Genomic DNA, 18,615 nt, shown 5'->3' on the forward strand with positions numbered 1-18,615 from the left:
TGTCACTTACGCGTGATTTAAACGATTTATAGTAGATGTGGGGTCTTTTGACTTTTTTGGTTTTGCAATATTCACTTTAACCCGTATTAAATGGCAGCAAAATCTTTTGGATGTTTCACATAATAAATCCAGATTCTAGAATGGATTATATACCATACAATTTAGTATGGGTTATTTTTGTGGGCAAAAATGACTCCGTTCGTTTCATTGTTTTATACATCCTAACAGAGTGAACTTTCGGGGATCGTTACAGTTACGGCATTTCAGCTATCGAATTCAATGTTTTTCTTTCCTATGGAACCAGTCCTTTTATTCTAGTGACTCTGCTACTCTGGAGGAGTCAGTAAAGTAGCAATTTCCTAGTTTCATCCATACTTGCTTCTTTGATTTAACCTTTACTAAACGTAAACAGTTGCTTATACTATTAATAATTAAAGTACATACGTTTATGAAACATAGTGAAAAAAAGTATACTATAATATATTTATGAGGTGGAGCAAATGCCAAACCTAGAGGATAAATTTTTTAATTGTGAAAAAGAACTGACTCTTTCTGTTATTGGTGGTAAATGGAAAATGTTGATATTGTGGCATTTAGGGAAAGAGGGCACTAAACGCTTTGGTGAACTGAAGGCGCTAATGCCAGGAATTACGCAACGAATGTTAGTGAATCAATTGCGTGAACTAGAGGATCATTTGATTATTCATCGCGAGGTCTATCCTGTTGTTCCTCCAAAAGTAGAATATTCTCTAACTGAGCATGGACGAAGCTTAATGCCGATTCTAGATTCTATGTATGAATGGGGTAAATATTATATAGAAAATGTGTTGGAAACGGGACCTGGAAAAGATAAGTCGATTGAATAGGCATAAGATTATCTCACTAAAACGTCCACGGTCGGCAAATTTATAGAAATGCTTTCAGTGGTTTTATGAAAATTCCTCCTCTTTTAAAAACACCTTATGCAAATGAAAACATACCTTAATATATAATAATACCGCCCGCATTTGTGGGCGGTATTATGTATGTCTAAGAACTAATTCATCTTGATTTACTTTTTAAACTAAATAATTCAGAAAGGTTGAGAAACAATAGAACAAAAGTTCATAGTAATCTTTAGCAGGAATGTGGATATTATTAGCGAATGTAGGTAATGTTGATAGATGGAAATTGCTAATTGGAGGCGAAGAGATGTTTAGTACAATTGAGGATTTCTTGACAAATTGGAAGCATGAAAGTGGATCTACACAAAAAATATTGAATGCGTTAACAGATGAATCATTAGCACAGGAAGTATCGCCTGAAGATCGCACACTTGGAAGGATTGCCTGGCATATCGTAACGACGCTTGATGAAATGATTGGACGTACAGGGCTTGTTTTTAATGCGGCTCGGCATGATGCGCCAGTACCGAAAACGGCGAGTGAAATAACTGAGGCATATCGCACATCAAGCGAAGAGATGGTCGCTTCGATTCGCGAACAATGGAATGACGAAACATTGAACGAAGAGAGAGAAATGTACGGGGAAATGTGGTCCATTAACACGGTGCTTGGATTATTAATTGGTCATCAAGCACATCATCGTGGCCAAATGACTGTACTCATGCGTCAGGCAGGTTTAACTGTTCCTGGTGTATACGGGCCGGCAAGGGAAGAGTGGGCAGCTTTTGGTGGACAAGCACCTGAAGTATAATCGTGTAAACAGAAATTGATTCTTAAAATTGGCTGTTATTAAATATAGCACGTAAAGAACACGTATGGGTTAGCGATGAAAAACCGCTTTTCATACGTGTTTTTATGTGGTGAAATCTAAATTGGATGAGGAATCTAGTGTTGTAACTGAGCGTAAATTGAAATAGGTATTTGGCTTTCCATTTAAATTTTACTAGATTAGTCTGCTCCACCGCCGCTGTCACCGCCACTATCACCATAATAACTTTCACTTGACGAGCTTCCAGTGGAGGGGGAAGATTTCGACCATTTCCATGTACTTTCCGAGTATCTGACTGGCTCTTCATCGTGATAGACCAGGTAAGTGAGGGGCAAGGTTTGAGCATATTCTAGCTCTGGTATTACTAAGCTTGCTATTTTCTGTTTAGGATGCTTGACTTGTAATAAAAGAATACGCGTCATTATTTTTTCAAGTTCGGATTCCGATAGATTAGTAGGCATGCCATCTCTATTGATTGCTTTTCTGAAAACCTGTCATTTCCACTTCAGGCGATGCCTCCTCGGCGCTGTGCGCCTGTGGGGTCTCCTTTTGACTCGCTTTTCTAAGCAGGAGTCTCACGCCTTCCGCTCCAGTCAACATATTGCCAAAATCAACAATGAGCTTTAACATCGCCCTTCTTTTTAAGCATAACTCTTGAAAAACCCCACCACCTATGGCAAAGTAATAAGGTAATGAAGCATAAAACGAATTAAATAATGAAACATGTAGGGGTACCAGTGTTGCTGGTTGAGACCGTATCCAATAGATACATACCCTTGGAACCTGATCTGGTTAAAACCAGCGTAGGGAACATATTTAAACAGGACTTATTTGTTATGATATGCACCCTAGGTATAAACCTACGGTGCTTTTTTGCGTAGCGCTATTCCTTAAACGTTTACATATCTTCCTCCTTGTTTCTTCGTTTTCTGCTTTGTAAAGACATATTTAAAGGAGGAATTGTGATGAAGAAATGGCTTGTATTACTATGTACGGTACTGATTCTTGCTGCTTGCGGGAATAGTCAGGACAATGGTTCAAAGGGAAATAATCAGGAGAAATTAAAGAAAGTCACTCTTGTTTTAGATTGGACGCCGAATACAAATCATACTGGTTTGTATGTCGCGAAGGAAAATGGGTATTTTGAAGAAGAGGGGTTGGATGTTGAAATCATAATGCCAGGTGAAGCGGGTGCTGACCAGCTTGTTGCTGCGGGGAAAGCAGACTTCGGAATAGGCTACCAGGAAGCTTTGACAGAAGCACGTGTGCAAGGAGTGCCATTAGTCTCTCTTGCTGCCATTATCCAACATAATACGTCTGGATTTGCTTCTCCAGTTGATAAAAAAATTACTTCACCGAAAGATTATGAAGGAAAGACGTATGGCGGTTGGGGAGCACCTGTAGAGAAGGCGGTACTTTCTTCTTTGATGAAACAGGAAAGTGGAGATGTGGAAAAAGTCGATTTTGTAAATATGGGAGATACGGACTTTTTTACAGCGGTGAAACGAGATATTGATTTTGCATGGATATACTATGGTTGGACAGGTATAGAAGCCGAGTTGCGTGGCGAGAAATTGAATATGCAATATGTGACAGACTACTCGAAAAAGCTAGATTACTATACACCCGTGCTCACAACTAGTGAGAATTTGATAAAAGAAGATCCCAAAACGGTTCGTTCTTTTGTAGCAGCAGTGTCCAAAGGATATCAATATGCGATTGAACATCCAGAAAAAGCAGCTGATATTTTAATTAAAGAAGTTCCTGATCTAGACTCGGAATTAGTAAAAGCTAGTCAAAAATGGTTATCACCCAAATATCAAGATGACGCTTCGAAATGGGGCGTTCAAGATCAAAAGGTTTGGGAAGACTATGCAAATTGGATGTATGAGAACGGTTTGCTTGAAAGTAAACTAGAGGCGAAGCGAGCGTTTACCAATGAATTTTTACCGAATTAAGGAGGAGAGCAACATGAGTGACTCATTAGTAAGCATTCAAATTATCCCGAAAACGAAAAATGGCGAAGATGTTATTCCTTACGTCGATGAAGCGATCGCTATTATTCATAACTCGGGTATTAAATATGAAGTGCACCCGCTTGAAACAACGATGGAAGGTAATTTGACAGAGATCTTTTCGGTTATCGAGAAAATGAATCAACGAATGATTGAGATTGGTAGCAGTAATGTGATATCCCAAGTGAAAATCCTTTATCAACCGAGCGGTGCATCTATGGAGAAACTGACAGAGAAATATCGCCCATGAACATTTGGCATAAGGGATGGCGACCAGTTTTGGTCCTCATCCTTTTGTTCGTCGTTTGGGAAGTGTCCTGTCGTCTTTTCGAAATACCGAGGTGGCTCCTACCTTCTCCCTCACAGATCGTATTAGAAGGTGCTGAAGGATGGTCGAATTATTATCACCACTTAACAGCGACAATCGGACTTACAATCTTGGGATTTTTAATTGGAGCAAGTGTAGGTATTGCAGTTGCTGTTGGGCTACATCTACTTCCTAGGCTCAGAGAAGCGGTTTATCCAATCATCATTCTCTCACAAAACGTTCCGATCATTGTGTTGGCTCCATTGCTCGTTATTTGGTTCGGCTTTGGTATCTTACCTAAGATCATTGTCATTACGCTTGTTTGTTTTTTTCCGATCACAGTGGCTACTTTGGATGGATTTAAGCAGACGAGCTCAGAGCTTTCGCATTATATGAAAATGGCAGGAGCTTCGAAGGGACAAATCTTTTGGAAGCTGGAATGGCCTTATGCGCTACCGTCTATCTTCTCAGGTTTGAAGATATCTGCTACATACAGTGTGATGGGGGCTGTTATTTCCGAATGGCTCGGGGCTAAAGAAGGAATAGGTGTCTATATGACCTTAGCATCGTCATCCTTTCGAACGGATCGCGTCTTTGTTGCGATCTTTTTGATCATGATATTGAGCTTGGTATTCTTTACTTTGATTGTATCGTTGGAACGGATGATTGTGAAGTGGAAGCCGAAAGGAGATGGCAAGGGGCGTGACTAAACTTTTAATCGAGAACATATCGAAATCATTTGGTGAAAATCAAGTACTGGATCAATTGTCTCTTCGTGTAAAAGAAGCGGAGTTTGTGTCGATATTAGGTCCTTCTGGGAGTGGGAAAAGCACTTTATTCCAATTAATTGGTGGTTTGTATTCACCTGATTCTGGAGCAATTAGCTTGGATGGCAAACGTATTAACGGTAAAACTGGTTCGATAAGTTACACACCTCAAAGTCCATCGCTGTTGCCTTGGCGAACAGTCCTCGGTAATATCCTACTTGGTGGTGAAATAGTGGGAGAGACTGATCACGCACTTGCATTACAAATGATTGATAAAGCGGGCCTGAAAGGATATGAGAATGCTTATCCTTATGAGCTTTCTGGAGGAATGAAGCAGAGAGTTGCATTTATTCGCAGTCTCTTAAGCCCGCAATCACTGATTTGTTTAGATGAACCTTTTTCAGCACTAGATGAATTCACGCGACTCGAAATGCAAAACTGGCTCCTATCTGTTTGGGAAGAAGATAAGCGAGCTATAATGCTTGTTACCCATAATATTGAAGAAGCTCTTTATTTATCTGATCGGATTATTGTGTTATCAGAGAAGCCTACCCATGTGAAAAAAGAGTTTGTCGTTCCGTTTCCAAGACCAAGGCAAGCATCGATTTTGTTAAGCGAGGAATTTTTAAATTGGAAAAAAAAGATATACAATGAATTGCGGGTGATTATGTGATACATTCTATCATCGACGCTCATATTCATTTTGATCAATATTCAGAAAGTGCCCGGTCAACCATTTTAAAAGATTTGCAAGCATACAAAGTAGAAGCACTTATTTCCGTATCAACGAATCTCGCTTCTTCTCAAAGAAATTTAGCCTTAGCAGAGATGGATCAACGAATAAAGCCTGCTTTTGGCTTTCATCCAGAACAAGAGCTGCCGGGTGATTGGGAATTGAGTCAAATATGTTCATTTTTGGATGAACACAAAAATCAAATGGTAGCTGTAGGTGAAGTGGGCTTACCTTACTACTTGCGGATTGAGCATCCAGACATACAAGTCGAGCCTTACATTGAAATATTAGATGTGTTTGTAAAACAAGCTTCAAAGCTGAATAAACCAATTATTCTTCATGCAGTATACGATGACGCTCCTGTCGTTTGCGACCTTTTAGAGAAACACTCGGTGACGAAGGCACATTTCCATTGGTTTAAAGGAGACGCAAAAACGATTCAGCGTATGATTCAAAATGGCTATTATATTTCAGTCACTCCGGATTGTTTGTATGAAACGGAAATTCAACAATTGATAAAAGAGTATTCTTTAGATAAGCTGATGGTGGAAACGGATGGACCATGGCCATTCGAAGGATCATTTAAAAATACGATGACTCATCCTAAAATGATTCATCGTAGCATTCAATTAATAGCGGAAATAAAGAAGGTACCGGTAGAGAAGGTATACGTAGATATATATGGAAATACAAAAACATTTTATGGGCTGTAATAATGTTTGAATAGTTATCCAGTAACAGACATCCTTGTCAAAAATATTTATTTTATTGGTTTGCAATCGTTGCCAAATCCTGTTACTATTAAGAGGAATTATTTTTGTTCGGTACTGTAGGAATCTAAAAGTGAGAACTTTTTGACTCGATTGTCACTTTGAGCAAGGATAGTAATACAATGTGTGATGAACGCACTAGGAGGCAACAACAATGGAACAAGGTAAAGTTAAATGGTTTAACGCAGAAAAAGGTTTTGGATTCATCGAACGCGAAAACGGAGACGATGTATTCGTACATTTCTCAGCTATTCAAACTGAAGGTTTCAAAACTCTTGACGAAGGTCAAGAAGTAACTTTTGAAGTTGAACAAGGACAACGTGGACCACAAGCTTCTAACGTACAAAAAGCTTAATTGATACATGCAAAAGGCAGACTCTACTTAGGAGTCTGTCTTTTTTTGGCGTATAAGTTCATTTATTATAAAGAAAGTATTAGAGTTTGTGAATTAAATAGTAATAATTACGATTTACAAATATAAAAAGATGCGTTATGATTAAGAAAAATGGACTCATAAAACTTGAGGTAGCTAATAATGAATGAGATTCTAATGGAATTTTTACTAAGGGATATTGTTTCGCATTTACCGGATGAAAAGCGTGAGATTTATCAATATATAGTCAATGAAGAAGACCAATTGGCACAGCAAGCGGAGAACGCTGAACATCTTCTGCAGCTATTTGTGAAACATGCACCACATCGAACTGCAGCCAAACACTTTCGTTTGGAATATGGTCAAATGATTAAGCTTATGCATGAAATAGAAAGAGAAATAAATGAGAAGTTGGAAGAAAGATGTGCGAAGGTGAAATGGATCGACATGACGGACAAAATCAAACACCTCAACTCCTTAAAACACCCCGTATTTACTTATTTGCTAATCACTTGAATTACACAAAAATATAAGCTATTTCACAAGGCTTAACCTGGTGGGATAGCTTTTTTATGTATCATCACAAACGGGAAATGGGGTCTGACCCCACTATGAAAGTATGAAATCCCTTGGTATATGTGGGTTGATGGCTAGTGGATTTAATCCGGGAAATAGGGTCTGACCCCAGGGGGAGTTTGAAGGAGTATCAATCTTCCTATGAGTTCCATTAGGTAATTTCGTGATTTTTTGATACAATGGTGAGTAGCGTTTTGTTTTTTGGAGGTATATATATGGGAAAATTAAATAGAAATGCACCGTGTGAATGTGGCAGCGGGAAAAAATATAAGAAATGCTGCGGCAGAAAAGTTGATGAAAATCCAACAGCTGTTCATTATGAAGAAGCAACACTAATTCAGAAGGAGTTAATGGATTTTACAGAAAAGAATTATAAAGCTGAAATCAATCAGCTTTTGCTTGATAATCCACTTCCGGCAACTGTAAGTGAAGAGGTTCAAGAAATTTATCAATTTAATGTAAATATTTGGGGTACTTTCACACAGCCGGTCGTGAACGGCAATACAATCTATGATACATTTATGGAACAAGAAGGGTCTCGTATTGTAAGGGAGAAAACGAGAGAGGTAGTAGAGTCTTGGAAAGGTACGGCTCCTGTATTATTTTCAATTAAGGAGTTAACTAGTGAAACAATAACTTTAGAAGATATCGTGACAAAACAAACTACCACGCTTCCGTATACTCCATATGCAAGTCAGGAATTAGGAATTGGCGAAATCATTCTTGGGTATCTAGTTGATATGGGAACGAGAAGTGATTTCTTTGGTCAGTTTATAAGCTTTGAACCAAGATTCACAGACAGCATTTTAACAACTATAAAACAACAATTAGAAGAATACAAGAATGCGGGTGGAAAAGCAGAAGAATTCATGGCTCGAAAATTCTTGCAAATCTTCCATAGTCTCGCGGCTATCACAGAAGGTATTGAGTTACCAAAAACTGAAACAAATGAGCGAGTATGGTACAATGAGAAAGAAAGAGAAACAGCAGAAATGGTGCAACGAGGAATGAATGAAGAGGGCTACCCGCAATCACTAATAGAAAGTGTTCAAACGTTGTGGAACACCTATTGTACGGAGCATTCTCCATCCATTCGAAAACCAGAAGCCTTTGCTGCAGCACTGGAGTATTCAGTGAAACTGCTCTCAAAAGGGGAGTTCAGTCCTTCGCAGACTAAGCTTGCTAAGAAATATGGGGTAGGCGCTTCTACTTTATCAAATCGTTATAAAGAAATAGAAGCAACGGTTGGAGAAAAAATAGAAATATAAACAAATAGGCTGCCATTTTGGTGGCCTATTTTAATAATAGTATCTAACGAAAATAACCCTTGTGGTTTAAATATCTTCAGACTTTAAGGAAAGGTATTAGCTTTCAAGAGGTTGGAGCTCCATTTTCAATGGTCAAGGTAATATATGGGTATGTAAAAATTGCTAGGTGTGTAGTTTGGACCGATTACGTTCTTTATAAAGGAGGAGAGTTTTTTGAGTAAAATATCTATAGAGAATCCATGTCCGTGTGGAAGTGAGAAAATATATAAAAATTGTTGCGGACAGAATGTAATAGAGTTTCCAACGATTTCGATTAGTGAAGAAACAGACATGTTCCAAAAGGAGTTATTTCAATATACTCTTGAAAAGTATGAGACTGATATTCTAAATCTTGCCTTTCAATATCCATTATTTGATTTTATGGATGTTGAAGAGGAACCAATTCTTGTCGAAACACATGATATCTATATGCAACACATGTTTACATGGGCAGTGTTTAACTTACCGATTGCTAAAGGACAGACGATTTTCGAAGAATTTTATCGAAAAAAATCCTCTAAAATAATCAGAAAGAGAACGAAAAACCTAATCCATTCATGGCGTGGGGCAACACCAAATCTATACCTGGTAAAGACCATCCATTCGGATAGCGTCGTGATAGAAGAAATACTTAGTAGGGGTGAGTATGAACTGCCACTGGAGTTTGAAAAAGAAATGGTGGAGGAAAATAGTTTACTACTTGGTATGTTGTTAGATATGGGCGCTGGCATGCGCTTTTGGGGCGAACCTATCAAATTCCCTGTAGCTGGGACGGAAGTATTAGTAAAGGAATTTCAGGATGAATTGGAAGAGCATCTTGAAGATGACGGAGGATATGAAGACTTTTACCAAATTGATTTTCCGTATATCCTTGAAAGGCTGCTTCTAAGAATGGTAGGGGATATTGAATTGCCAGACATAACACAGTTTGAATGGAGTTCAGAAAAAGAGCTGAAAGTTGCGCTTCTTATTCAGGAACATATGAGAGAGGACGATTGCTCCATAGATATGATCATGACTGCTGTTGTAATTTGGAAGTCGTATTGTGAGAAAGAGTCACCTTCTATTCATAAACCTGAAGTGTACGCTGCATCAATTGACTACCTGGTACAATCTGCTTTACTGGGTATAGTAGCTCCGACACAAAAGGAAATTGCTGATAAGTATGATATAAGTGCAGCTACCGTTTCCAAACTGTATAAAAAAATTGGCGAAATCCTCTATGAAGAATTGGAAAGTCTCGTGAGAACTGAAGTAATGGATTATGAATATTAATGGGAAATAAGGATGTCTCTAAAAAGGACCTGACCTTACCCTCTAAACACCATTTATAGTGTTAAATTACGTTAAACGGTGGCAACTACGGAGAAAATGAAGATTTGGGCTGAATTTAGATTCAGTTGTAATGTGAAATTTTATTAGATGAATTGCTCCGTTACTTTAGTGATGTTGTCTAAGTTAAGCAGGAAGCGTCAGACCTGTTATAAAAAACAAATTGCCAATCAAACATTCATATGGTAAAATTTCCATAACTTAAATGAAACGGAGGGGTTTACAGTGAAGTTTGTCAGACTACGTTCAACACTTTTGTGTCGCTAACTGAATAGTGCTCAAAAACTTCTGTCTGTGTGCAGAGTGAACGGGATAAGTCTGCCTAATTAACGAAAACCCTATAATGAATCAATGAGGGAGGGCTGAATGAACGCTCTCTTTTTTGTATGAAGGACATGGGGGTGAGGCACCACAACTTTCTACTATAGACAGTCTACTTTGCAGATATACGTACTTTATTTGAAAGTACTTCAAAATCCGGCTCCGCACCGCCCCCATTGTGATTAGGCGAGTGTAGCGTGCTACAGGATGTATCCTTCGTGGCGAATGTTGGTGTTTTAACACCATATTCGTATTGTCTATACTAAAGAGAGTGCTGTGTCCTTAACGTCACCTTTTTCGTTTACTCAAACACAGGTAATAGGTCTGTGTTTTTTTAGCATATTCAAACTGCGGTGCAGCAAAAGTACTTACAAAACTTAAGGGGGAATATGCAAATGGAAGAATTGCAACAAAAAGCGGTATTAGTCGGAGTAAATATTAATAACCATCGGGACTTTGCCTACTCTATGGAAGAGCTTGCAAATCTAGCCGAAGCTTGTGGTGTAGAGGTCGTTGGAGAGATGACTCAAAATTTACAAAGAGTGAATTCATCTCATTATATTGGTAGTGGTAAGGTAGAGGAAGTAAAGACTCTTGTAGAATATTGTGATGGTAATCTGGTTATTTTTAATGATGAACTATCTCCATCACAAATTCGAAATTTAGAACGTGATTTAGACTGTAAGGTGATTGATCGTACGATATTAATCCTGGATATCTTTGCGGATCGGGCGAAGACGAGAGAGGCGCAATTACAAGTGGAAGTGGCGGAACTGCAATATATGCTGCCACGCTTGATAGGTCTCAGGGAGTCATTGGGACGTCAAAGTGGTGGTGTCGGTACGAAGAACAGAGGGGTCGGGGAGAAAAAACTCGAGCTTGATCGTCGAAGAATCGAAGAAAAGATTAATGTGTTGAATAAAGAATTAGAAACGCTCGTGGCGCATAGGAAAACACAGCGGAAGCAAAGAAAGAAAAATGCAATACCTGTTGTTTCTCTTGTTGGGTATACAAATGCTGGGAAGTCGACAATAATGAATGCTCTTGTCGAAAAATTTCATACATCTGCTTTAAAGCAGGTTTTTGAAAAAGATATGCTGTTTGCGACATTAGAGACGTCTGTCCGAAACATCCCGCTCCCAGATAAGAAAGAATTTCTGTTAACAGATACAGTAGGATTTGTTTCAAAGCTGCCGCATCATCTTGTTAAAGCATTCCGGTCAACGCTTGAGGAAGTGGCTGAAGCTGATTTGCTCATTCATGTCGTCGATTTTTCTAATGCGAATTATGAACAGCTTATTGAAATTACAAATGAAACACTTAAAGCAATTGGGATTGAAAATATCCCAACCGTTTATGCGTATAATAAGGCAGATCTAACAGAAATGGAGATTCCACAAGTTCGTACTGATTCTGTTTATTTGTCAGCAAAACAGAGAATTGGCGTGGATGAATTGATTGGAAAGATTCGTGAAAACATCTTCACAGATTATGTTCGCTGTGAATTGCTAATCCCGTATGATCAAGGTCAGATCATTTCTTATTTTAATGAACATGCGCAAATCCTCGAAACTGAATATGAAGAAGAAGGTACGAAAATCAAAGTTGAGTGTAAACATAGTGATTGTGATAAATATCGGACGTTTGTGTTGAAAGACTCATGATAGTAAGCGAGTAGGTGATACGGGTTTATCTGCTCAAAATTATGAGATTGAAGGCCGGAAGGGTTATGCAGGGGTCAAAAAGAAGAGAAAAGTAAAATAGGGAATGTAAATCATTTTCTATAAAACGGGTTAGCTCCAATGCTAACCCGTTTTATTTTGCAATTATTGTTTTGATGAGCATTCTGTACACTTAACCACATAGGATTCTGCTTGTTCATCGATATGATGACCGCAATCCGGACATTGTTTCGGCGGTAAGTTTCTGAAGAATTCCATAGGTTTTTTTGTTTGCATGTGTAGTTCCTCCCTTTTTATAATACAGTTTCAAATTATTGTTACTTGTTATAATACAGTATATACCCGTTAGTGAAAAATGTATAGATAATTTACAGAAAAATATAATAATTTTTCATGTTAATATTTCCCGTTTTCCCTAAATGAATTGCAGAACAAAATGGATGGATATAAGAAGAAGGAGCGAAAGCAGAAGGGAACTAAAGTAAGCAGGTACGATAAAACAGTTGATTGAGGAAACAGATATTCAATTTGAAGGGTATCAAACCTTCGTGTCATTAAAAAATGGAAAATTTGTCACTGTTTTAGAAGAAGGGTTAAGCTTGGTAGAAGAAGAGTTGGCGATTGATGTGCAAGATCATTTCGATGAATACAAAGAAATGAGACCGTTAAAAATCAACTGCGCAGAGCGTTGGATGGTATAGGTGCTTTGCGCAAGTTTAAGGATGTACTTATCGGTTTAAATCTGGAAGAGGAATAGTATTCTTATAAAGAAGCTTGCTATAGAGTCTTAGGAATTAGTTGGTGTGAAAATCAGGGAATATATCGAATAATTATTTGAAAAAGCATTTAAGCAAATTTGATGAGAAGTAGGAAACGACTGGGATTATTTCCAATCGTTTTTTGACGATTCTGTAGTTTTATTGGTATAATACTTTGTTGTAAGAGTAAAGTGCCTAAAAGGATCACCTTTTATATCTTGCAAATATAAATGGATAGGTGGTAATAAGAATGATAGAAAGTAAACCGTATAGAGTATTGTTGTACTATTATTATGTCACGATTGAGAACCCTGAGGAATTTGCAGCTGCACATCTAGCTTGGTGTAAAGAGCACGAGCTAAAAGGTCGTATTTTGGTTGCGAATGAAGGAATTAATGGGACTGTATCAGGTACAATTGAACAAACTGATGAGTATATCAACATGATGGAAAGCGATCCCTTATTTGAAGGTATCGTATTTAAAATAGATGAAGCAGACGGACACGCATTTAAGAAAATGCACGTTAGACCACGAAATGAGCTTGTAACGCTTCGTTTGGAAGATGATATTAATCCACTTGAGCTTACTGGTCGATATTTAAGTCCAAAGGAATTTTATGAAGGACTTAAAGATGAAAATACTATTGTTCTAGATGCAAGAAATGATTATGAATACGAGTTAGGACATTTTAGAAATGCCATTAAACCAGATATTAAATCCTTCCGTGAGCTTCCGCAATGGGTACGCGATAACAAAGAAATGTTTGAAGGAAAAAAAGTATTAACTTATTGCACCGGCGGTATCCGCTGTGAGAAATTCTCTGGCTGGCTTGTAAGAGAAGGATTTGAAGATGTAGGTCAGCTTCATGGTGGTATCGCCACTTACGGAAAAGACCCTGAAGTGCAAGGCGAGCTTTGGGATGGACAAATGTATGTATTCGATGAGCGAATTTCTGTTCCAATCAACCAAAAGGAACATGTCATTGTTGGCCGCGATTATTTCACTGGTGAGCCATGTGAACGTTATATTAATTGTGCAAACCCTGAGTGTAATAAACAAATCCTCGCGTCAGAGGAAAATGAACACAAATATATGCGAAGCTGTTCACACGAGTGCCGCGTGCATCCACGTAACCTTTACGTAAAGCAACACAATCTAACGGATGAAGAATGGGCTGAAAGAGCTAGTCAGCTTACTGAAGAGATGGCTACAAAATAAAGAATATAATAAGAAATGAGGGTCTGACCTCGCACTCTAAATCAGTATGTCGTGTTTCAAACACGTATCTTATACTGAATTTAGTTATTGCGGGGGCAGACCCTGTTTTTTGGGGGGACACCTCCGTTTTTGTTATGCTAAAACAGAATACGGCTAATGTTCAGGCTGGACAAAACGAAACTCTCTATAAACCACTTAGGCCTTGATTCCCTCTGTCTGTTCGCCTAGCTTGCCTGATAAATCATTGAGCACTTTCCCAATCTCATATGTTTCTTTATATTGGTTCAGTTGTTCTTGGAAGCTTGATAGCATTTGTTCGGCGCTAGCACTTGTCTGTTGCGATAGTGCTACGTATCTTTCGGATGATTGTTCTACTTCAGGTAAGGAACCTTGCAAGTTTTTTAGAATGGATTCTATGAACCGAAGCTTAACGTTCACCTCATCAACATGTAAACTCCATAAGTCAATTGAGTCTTTACTTTTTGATGCTACTTGAACATTTTTATTGACGATCTGATGAATATCTTCAAATTCACGATGTGTCTGGCTTGTTATCTCTTCCATTTGCCCCATTGTTGTAGCAATTTCTTCTGCTGCTTTGAATGATTCGTTAGCAAGCTTTCTGACTTCTGTTGCAACAACAGAGAACCCTTTACCAGCATCCCCTGCTCTTGCTGCTTCGATTGTTGCATTTAAAGCAAGAAGTTTCGTCTGTTCAGCCACGGTCTGTATCAGTGAGACGATGGATGTGACAGAGACTGAATGAGTTTTCAGTGTGTTCATTGTCTGTGTGATGTTTTTAAACTCCCTTTGAAATAAACCGAGTTCACGTACTAGTTGATCCATATGGTTTGTCCCACTTAGAGAAGAAGCCTCCATCGTTTTTGATATGTCAAAAATATGTTGCATTTCCTGAAATGTTTGGTAAATGTCCGTCTTCATTTTGTCAAAAGCAACCATAGATAATTCAGAACTAACAGCTGTTTCATCCGCGGCAGTTTTAACCGTTTCTATTTCATTAATCAATTCCTGATTCCGGACCAGCACAATATTAGAGGAAGTTTGCAGCTTGGCACCGGTTGTATGTAATTGATGGGTTGTAGAGCTTATGTTTTGTAGCATGTTTTTCACAGTAAGTAATAATGATTCGAAACTCTTAACAAGAGATGTTACTTCGCTTGAGCTCCTTGGAATATTCTTCAATGATATATCAAAATTACCTTCACGGGCTTCTTTCATAAGTCCGCGAAGATTTTCTAAAGGTCTAGTCAATTGATTAACGAGTACGATGACAAGAAGAGCAGTAATAAGTACACAAGCAATCGTAACGGTGAGAATAGAAAAAGCCATTTCATGGATCTTAGTTAAATATACTTGTTGTGGAAGAGCGATGACAAAAGCCCCTTTTACTTCTTGAATATGTTGAAAAGCAAATGTATAGGTAATACCGTCAATATCTTTATGTAAAATGCCATTCCCTTTTTTTAAGATTTCTGTTTGTAGAGAATCAGGAATCTTTATTGCCGTTTTTTCACTGACTGAGAAAGGGATGGTTTCTTTCCCTTTGATAAGGAAGTAATCACTATGGAGACCATCTTGACTCATATCTGCATTCTGACTTTTAATAAAGCCATCAATTTTCTTGTTAAAATTCTGTTCGTCCCCTACATGGAGATACATGAGGTTTTGTGCCATCTGGTAAAAAAGCATAACTTCTCTTTCTAGACGTTGTTCGACAGCGGTCATTGTCGCATCTTTTGATTTTACATAAGACATATAACTAATGATGCCGGACGTGAAAATTAAGATAAATATTATAAATAGTAAGAGCTTGGTCTTTAAGGACCAGTTTTCATGAAAACTAAATAACTTTCTCATCATCCACCCCTTCTTTCTAGGTCTAATTATCCATGAATAGTGTTAAATATTTGTGAAGATTAAGTAAATTGTTTGTGTGAATGAAAAACAGTTATTTGAAAAAATAAATTAAATCAAGCATTTTGATAAATAGAAAAAATTTTTTATGGTAAATTAATGATAAAAAAACATATAGAAAAGGTGGTTTAATGGAGTTATTTCTAATAGTTTTACTTTTGTTGTTCACCATTGGACTATCTAATATGATTAATCACTTTATTCCATTTATTCCGGTACCACTTATTCAAATCGCTTTAGGCGGGATATTGGCTATATTGCCTATGGGTTTACACGTGCCAATGGAGCCGGAATTGTTTTTTGTCCTGTTTATTGCTCCGTTGTTATTTAATGATGGAAAAAATGTACCTCGTTCAGCACTATGGAAACTTAGAGTTCCCATTTTATTATTAGCGTTAGGGCTGGTCTTGGTAACCGTTCTTATAATCGGTTATTTAATTCATTGGTTGATTCCATCTATCCCTTTACCTGCTGCTTTTGCACTTGCAGCAATTCTTTCACCTACAGATGTAGTCGCTGTAGGTGCTATGGCGAGTCGCGTTAAGTTACCGAAAGTTATTATGCATACTCTTGAGGGAGAAGGGTTAATGAATGATGCATCAGGTCTTGTGGCGTTTAAGTTTGCTGTAGCAGCTACGGTAACTGGTTATTTTTCTTTAGTGGAGGCATCGTTAAGCTTTATTATTATTGCTTTAGGGGGCCTTATCGGGGGTGGGCTCATTGCCTTTATGATTATTAGACTACGAGTCATAATCCGCCGATTAGGTATGGAAGATGTGACCATCCATATGCTCATTCAGATTTTAACTCCATTTGTGATTTATTTAAGCGTAGAACATTTTCACTTTTCAGGAATATTAGGTGTTGTAGCTGGTGGAATTGTTCATGCAATTGATCGAGATCATGAGCAGTCACCGACAATTAAGCTGCAAATTGTTTCAAATAGTACATGGTCTGTCATTTTATTTATTTTGAATGGTCTTGTTTTTGTTTTACTTGGTTTTCAGGTGCCAGGTGTAGCGAATTCTATTTTTCAAAATGCTGCCTTTAATAATAAGGAAGTGATCGGTTATATCATCATCATTAGTATTTCCTTATTTGCTCTCCGTTTCGCTTGGGTATTGATGGCGTGGTGGACTGGTTGGAAAGTAAAGAAGGAGATGGTAAAGCCGTCATTTAAAGCTATTGGGATGATAACTGTTTCTGGTGTCAGAGGAGCTGTTACATTGGCGGGGGCCTTTACCATCCCATTTGCGTTAGAAGATGGCAGTCCATTTCCAGAACGTTCATTAATTATTTTTATTGCAGCTGGAGTCATTTTGGCGACACTGTTAGTTACAAGCATTTTCTTACCGATTATTGCTCGGTCAAAAGAGGAGTATACAGGTGAGAATAAAGCAGAAACAGAAAAACGTGCTTTGATTCATTCCCATTTGGCGGCAATAAAAGCAGTCGAATCTTCTATTACAAATGAAAACCGAGATGTTGCCGTAAGAATTATTTCTAAATATAACCTTAGGCTTAACCAAGCTTATGCAGCTGGAAGCCAAAAGAATCAATCTGAAATGAGAGAGAGAGAAAATAAAATTCGATTGATAGGAATAGAGGCAGAAGAGAAGGAAATCGAGAATCTTGTAAATTCTGAGCTAGTAGATGGGGAAACTGTATACTTGTATTTGGAGCATATTCAAAGGATGAAAATGGCAGTGACAAATCGAATGAAATATCGCCGGTTGATTTTCTCACTATTTATAAAAAAACTGTTATTAATGATTAGCTGTCTATTTTCAATTAGAAAAAGAGAATTAATCGAGCAAAGAAATGAGCATCTTCATAAATTCATCACATTGAAAGTGAAGACAGCTAAAGCGGCAATTAGAGAGATTAAGGAAAAAACAAGTCCAGAAGATAGGGGGATTTCTTTAATTGTGATCGCGGAATATAGTTCACTAATTTCAAGATTTAGACGGGAGACTAAAGTAAGCGAAAGGTATAAACAAATAAATTTCGAACGAGATTTACAATATATCGCTATCCAAGCTGAGCGTGATGACATTCAGGACATGTTTGAAGAAGGAACAATCAGTTTTGAAATTGCGCAAAAAATTCGCCAGTATATTAATATTAGGGAAGCGAGTACAGTAGAAGAAAGCAATTACGGTCCCTGATGCAATAAAAAAGTTTAAACAAAACACTGATTTAGACAGATAGGGAGGGAGTAGATCTGATGCTTGAAAATCAGGATGTTTCACTACGGCTATATGAATCTAAATATAAAGCGGAATTAGCCCAATTTCATTTAACGGTAGAGCAGAAAAAATTTACAGCTCTTCCTATTGAGGCATTGAAGATATGTACCGAAGATCCAAATAGAAGACCGATCATGGTCTTTTCGGGGGAAGTGCCAGTTGGTTTTTTTGTTCTCCATACTGGTGAAGGGATTCAAGATTTTTCTGAAAATCCACGAACTATTTTATTGCGAGCTTTTTGTATAAATCATCGTTATCAAGGTAAAAAGTATGCATCCAGGGCAATGGCTGTTTTACCCTATTTTGTCCGACAACAATTCTCGGATAAAGAAGAAATTGTTCTTGCAGTTAATGAGGACAATGAGCCAGCAAAAGCTTTGTATGTAAAATCAGGCTTCCGTGATACAGGTGCTGAAAAAAACGGGAGAAGCGGACAGATGCATATATATAGCTATAAATTGTCATAAAATTTCATTCTCGACTATTGTAAGATATTGAAGTGGAACATTTTTTTGTTAAGTCTATAAATACTAATTAAAGAACCCTTATGGTACACTT

Annotated in this window: 19 protein-coding genes and 1 riboswitch; of the genes, 16 read left to right on the forward strand and 3 right to left on the reverse strand. The window is 37.8% G+C overall.

All coding sequences use genetic code 11. The annotated features are described in order from the left end of the window. Nucleotides 1–500: 500 nt before the first annotated feature. Nucleotides 501–866 carry a winged helix-turn-helix transcriptional regulator gene (locus V179_RS0117920; RefSeq protein WP_028392674.1) on the forward strand — a complete coding sequence of 122 codons (366 nt, stop codon included), beginning with the start codon at nt 501–503 and terminating at the stop codon, nt 864–866. A gap of 325 nt (nt 867–1,191) precedes the next feature. Beyond that, on the forward strand, nt 1,192–1,695 hold the full coding sequence (locus V179_RS0117925) for a DinB family protein (protein ID WP_028392675.1): 504 nt from the start codon (nt 1,192–1,194) through the stop codon (nt 1,693–1,695). 197 nt (nt 1,696–1,892) lie between these two features. On the opposite strand, the gene V179_RS0117930 is transcribed toward V179_RS0117925, so the two are convergent. Then, nucleotides 1,893–2,135 carry a hypothetical protein gene (locus V179_RS0117930; protein ID WP_152534782.1) on the reverse strand — a complete coding sequence of 81 codons (243 nt, stop codon included), beginning with the start codon at nt 2,133–2,135 and terminating at the stop codon, nt 1,893–1,895. Nucleotides 2,136–2,430: 295 nt separating this feature from the next. Then, nucleotides 2,431–2,540: riboswitch (TPP riboswitch) on the forward strand. A gap of 138 nt (nt 2,541–2,678) precedes the next feature. Between V179_RS0117930 and V179_RS0117940 the strand changes: the two genes are divergently transcribed. The 10 genes from V179_RS0117940 (at nt 2,679) to hflX (ending at nt 11,878) form a co-directional block, all read left to right on the forward strand. Further along, complete coding sequence (locus V179_RS0117940; RefSeq protein WP_028392677.1) at nt 2,679–3,671, forward strand: ABC transporter substrate-binding protein; 993 nt, start codon at nt 2,679–2,681, stop codon at nt 3,669–3,671. Nucleotides 3,672–3,684: 13 nt separating this feature from the next. Continuing rightward, a complete protein-coding gene (locus tag V179_RS0117945; RefSeq protein WP_028392678.1) occupies nt 3,685–3,978 on the forward strand; it encodes a thiamine-binding protein in 294 nt (97 codons plus the stop codon). Next, nucleotides 3,975–4,745 (forward strand): ABC transporter permease, encoded by a 771-nt coding sequence (locus tag V179_RS0117950; protein ID WP_028392679.1) that lies wholly within the window; start codon nt 3,975–3,977, stop codon nt 4,743–4,745. The genes V179_RS0117945 and V179_RS0117950 overlap by 4 nt, the downstream gene beginning before the upstream one ends. Beyond that, nucleotides 4,738–5,475 (forward strand): ABC transporter ATP-binding protein, encoded by a 738-nt coding sequence (locus tag V179_RS0117955; RefSeq protein ID WP_028392680.1) that lies wholly within the window; start codon nt 4,738–4,740, stop codon nt 5,473–5,475. Before V179_RS0117950 ends, V179_RS0117955 begins: the two co-directional genes overlap by 8 nt. Beyond that, nucleotides 5,472–6,248, forward strand: coding sequence for a TatD family hydrolase (locus V179_RS0117960; RefSeq protein WP_028392681.1), 777 nt, complete (start codon nt 5,472–5,474; stop codon nt 6,246–6,248). The genes V179_RS0117955 and V179_RS0117960 overlap by 4 nt, the downstream gene beginning before the upstream one ends. A gap of 211 nt (nt 6,249–6,459) precedes the next feature. Further along, nucleotides 6,460–6,660: a cold-shock protein gene (locus V179_RS0117965; RefSeq protein WP_028392682.1), complete on the forward strand. Its 201-nt coding sequence runs from the start codon at nt 6,460–6,462 to the stop codon at nt 6,658–6,660. Between the two features lie 180 nt (nt 6,661–6,840). After that, the gene (locus tag V179_RS28290) at nt 6,841–7,194 is read left to right on the forward strand and encodes a hypothetical protein (RefSeq protein WP_034301954.1); all 354 of its coding nucleotides are present in this window, start codon (nt 6,841–6,843) and stop codon (nt 7,192–7,194) included. A gap of 275 nt (nt 7,195–7,469) precedes the next feature. Further along, nucleotides 7,470–8,522 (forward strand): SEC-C metal-binding domain-containing protein, encoded by a 1,053-nt coding sequence (locus tag V179_RS0117975; RefSeq protein ID WP_028392683.1) that lies wholly within the window; start codon nt 7,470–7,472, stop codon nt 8,520–8,522. Between the two features lie 213 nt (nt 8,523–8,735). Further along, nucleotides 8,736–9,836: a YecA family protein gene (locus V179_RS30795; RefSeq protein ID WP_028392684.1), complete on the forward strand. Its 1,101-nt coding sequence runs from the start codon at nt 8,736–8,738 to the stop codon at nt 9,834–9,836. A 773-nt stretch (nt 9,837–10,609) separates the two neighbouring features. Continuing rightward, nucleotides 10,610–11,878: a GTPase HflX gene (hflX, locus tag V179_RS0117985; protein WP_028392685.1), complete on the forward strand. Its 1,269-nt coding sequence runs from the start codon at nt 10,610–10,612 to the stop codon at nt 11,876–11,878. A 162-nt stretch (nt 11,879–12,040) separates the two neighbouring features. Here the strand turns inward: hflX and yhfH are convergent, their stop codons facing one another. Then, complete coding sequence (gene yhfH, locus V179_RS30195) at nt 12,041–12,172, reverse strand: protein YhfH (RefSeq protein ID WP_084552431.1); 132 nt, start codon at nt 12,170–12,172, stop codon at nt 12,041–12,043. A gap of 227 nt (nt 12,173–12,399) precedes the next feature. Between yhfH and V179_RS0117995 the strand changes: the two genes are divergently transcribed. Together V179_RS0117995 and trhO are read left to right on the forward strand one after the other, a co-directional pair. Continuing rightward, on the forward strand, nt 12,400–12,597 hold the full coding sequence (locus V179_RS0117995) for a hypothetical protein (RefSeq protein WP_028392686.1): 198 nt from the start codon (nt 12,400–12,402) through the stop codon (nt 12,595–12,597). Nucleotides 12,598–12,904: 307 nt separating this feature from the next. After that, complete coding sequence (trhO, locus tag V179_RS0118000; RefSeq protein ID WP_028392687.1) at nt 12,905–13,873, forward strand: oxygen-dependent tRNA uridine(34) hydroxylase TrhO; 969 nt, start codon at nt 12,905–12,907, stop codon at nt 13,871–13,873. A 195-nt stretch (nt 13,874–14,068) separates the two neighbouring features. On the opposite strand, the gene V179_RS0118005 is transcribed toward trhO, so the two are convergent. Further along, nucleotides 14,069–15,751 (reverse strand): methyl-accepting chemotaxis protein, encoded by a 1,683-nt coding sequence (locus V179_RS0118005; protein WP_028392688.1) that lies wholly within the window; start codon nt 15,749–15,751, stop codon nt 14,069–14,071. 188 nt (nt 15,752–15,939) lie between these two features. Between V179_RS0118005 and V179_RS0118010 the strand changes: the two genes are divergently transcribed. After that, nucleotides 15,940–17,976, forward strand: a complete 2,037-nt coding sequence (locus tag V179_RS0118010; protein WP_028392689.1) for a Na+/H+ antiporter — start codon at nt 15,940–15,942, stop codon at nt 17,974–17,976. A gap of 59 nt (nt 17,977–18,035) precedes the next feature. Beyond that, on the forward strand, nt 18,036–18,524 hold the full coding sequence (locus V179_RS0118015; RefSeq protein ID WP_028392690.1) for a GNAT family N-acetyltransferase: 489 nt from the start codon (nt 18,036–18,038) through the stop codon (nt 18,522–18,524). The last annotated feature ends 91 nt before the right edge of the window (nt 18,525–18,615 follow it).

It is taken from the genome of Bacillus cihuensis (assembly GCF_000504145.1).
GTDB lineage: Bacteria > Bacillota > Bacilli > Bacillales > DSM-1321 > Peribacillus > Peribacillus huizhouensis.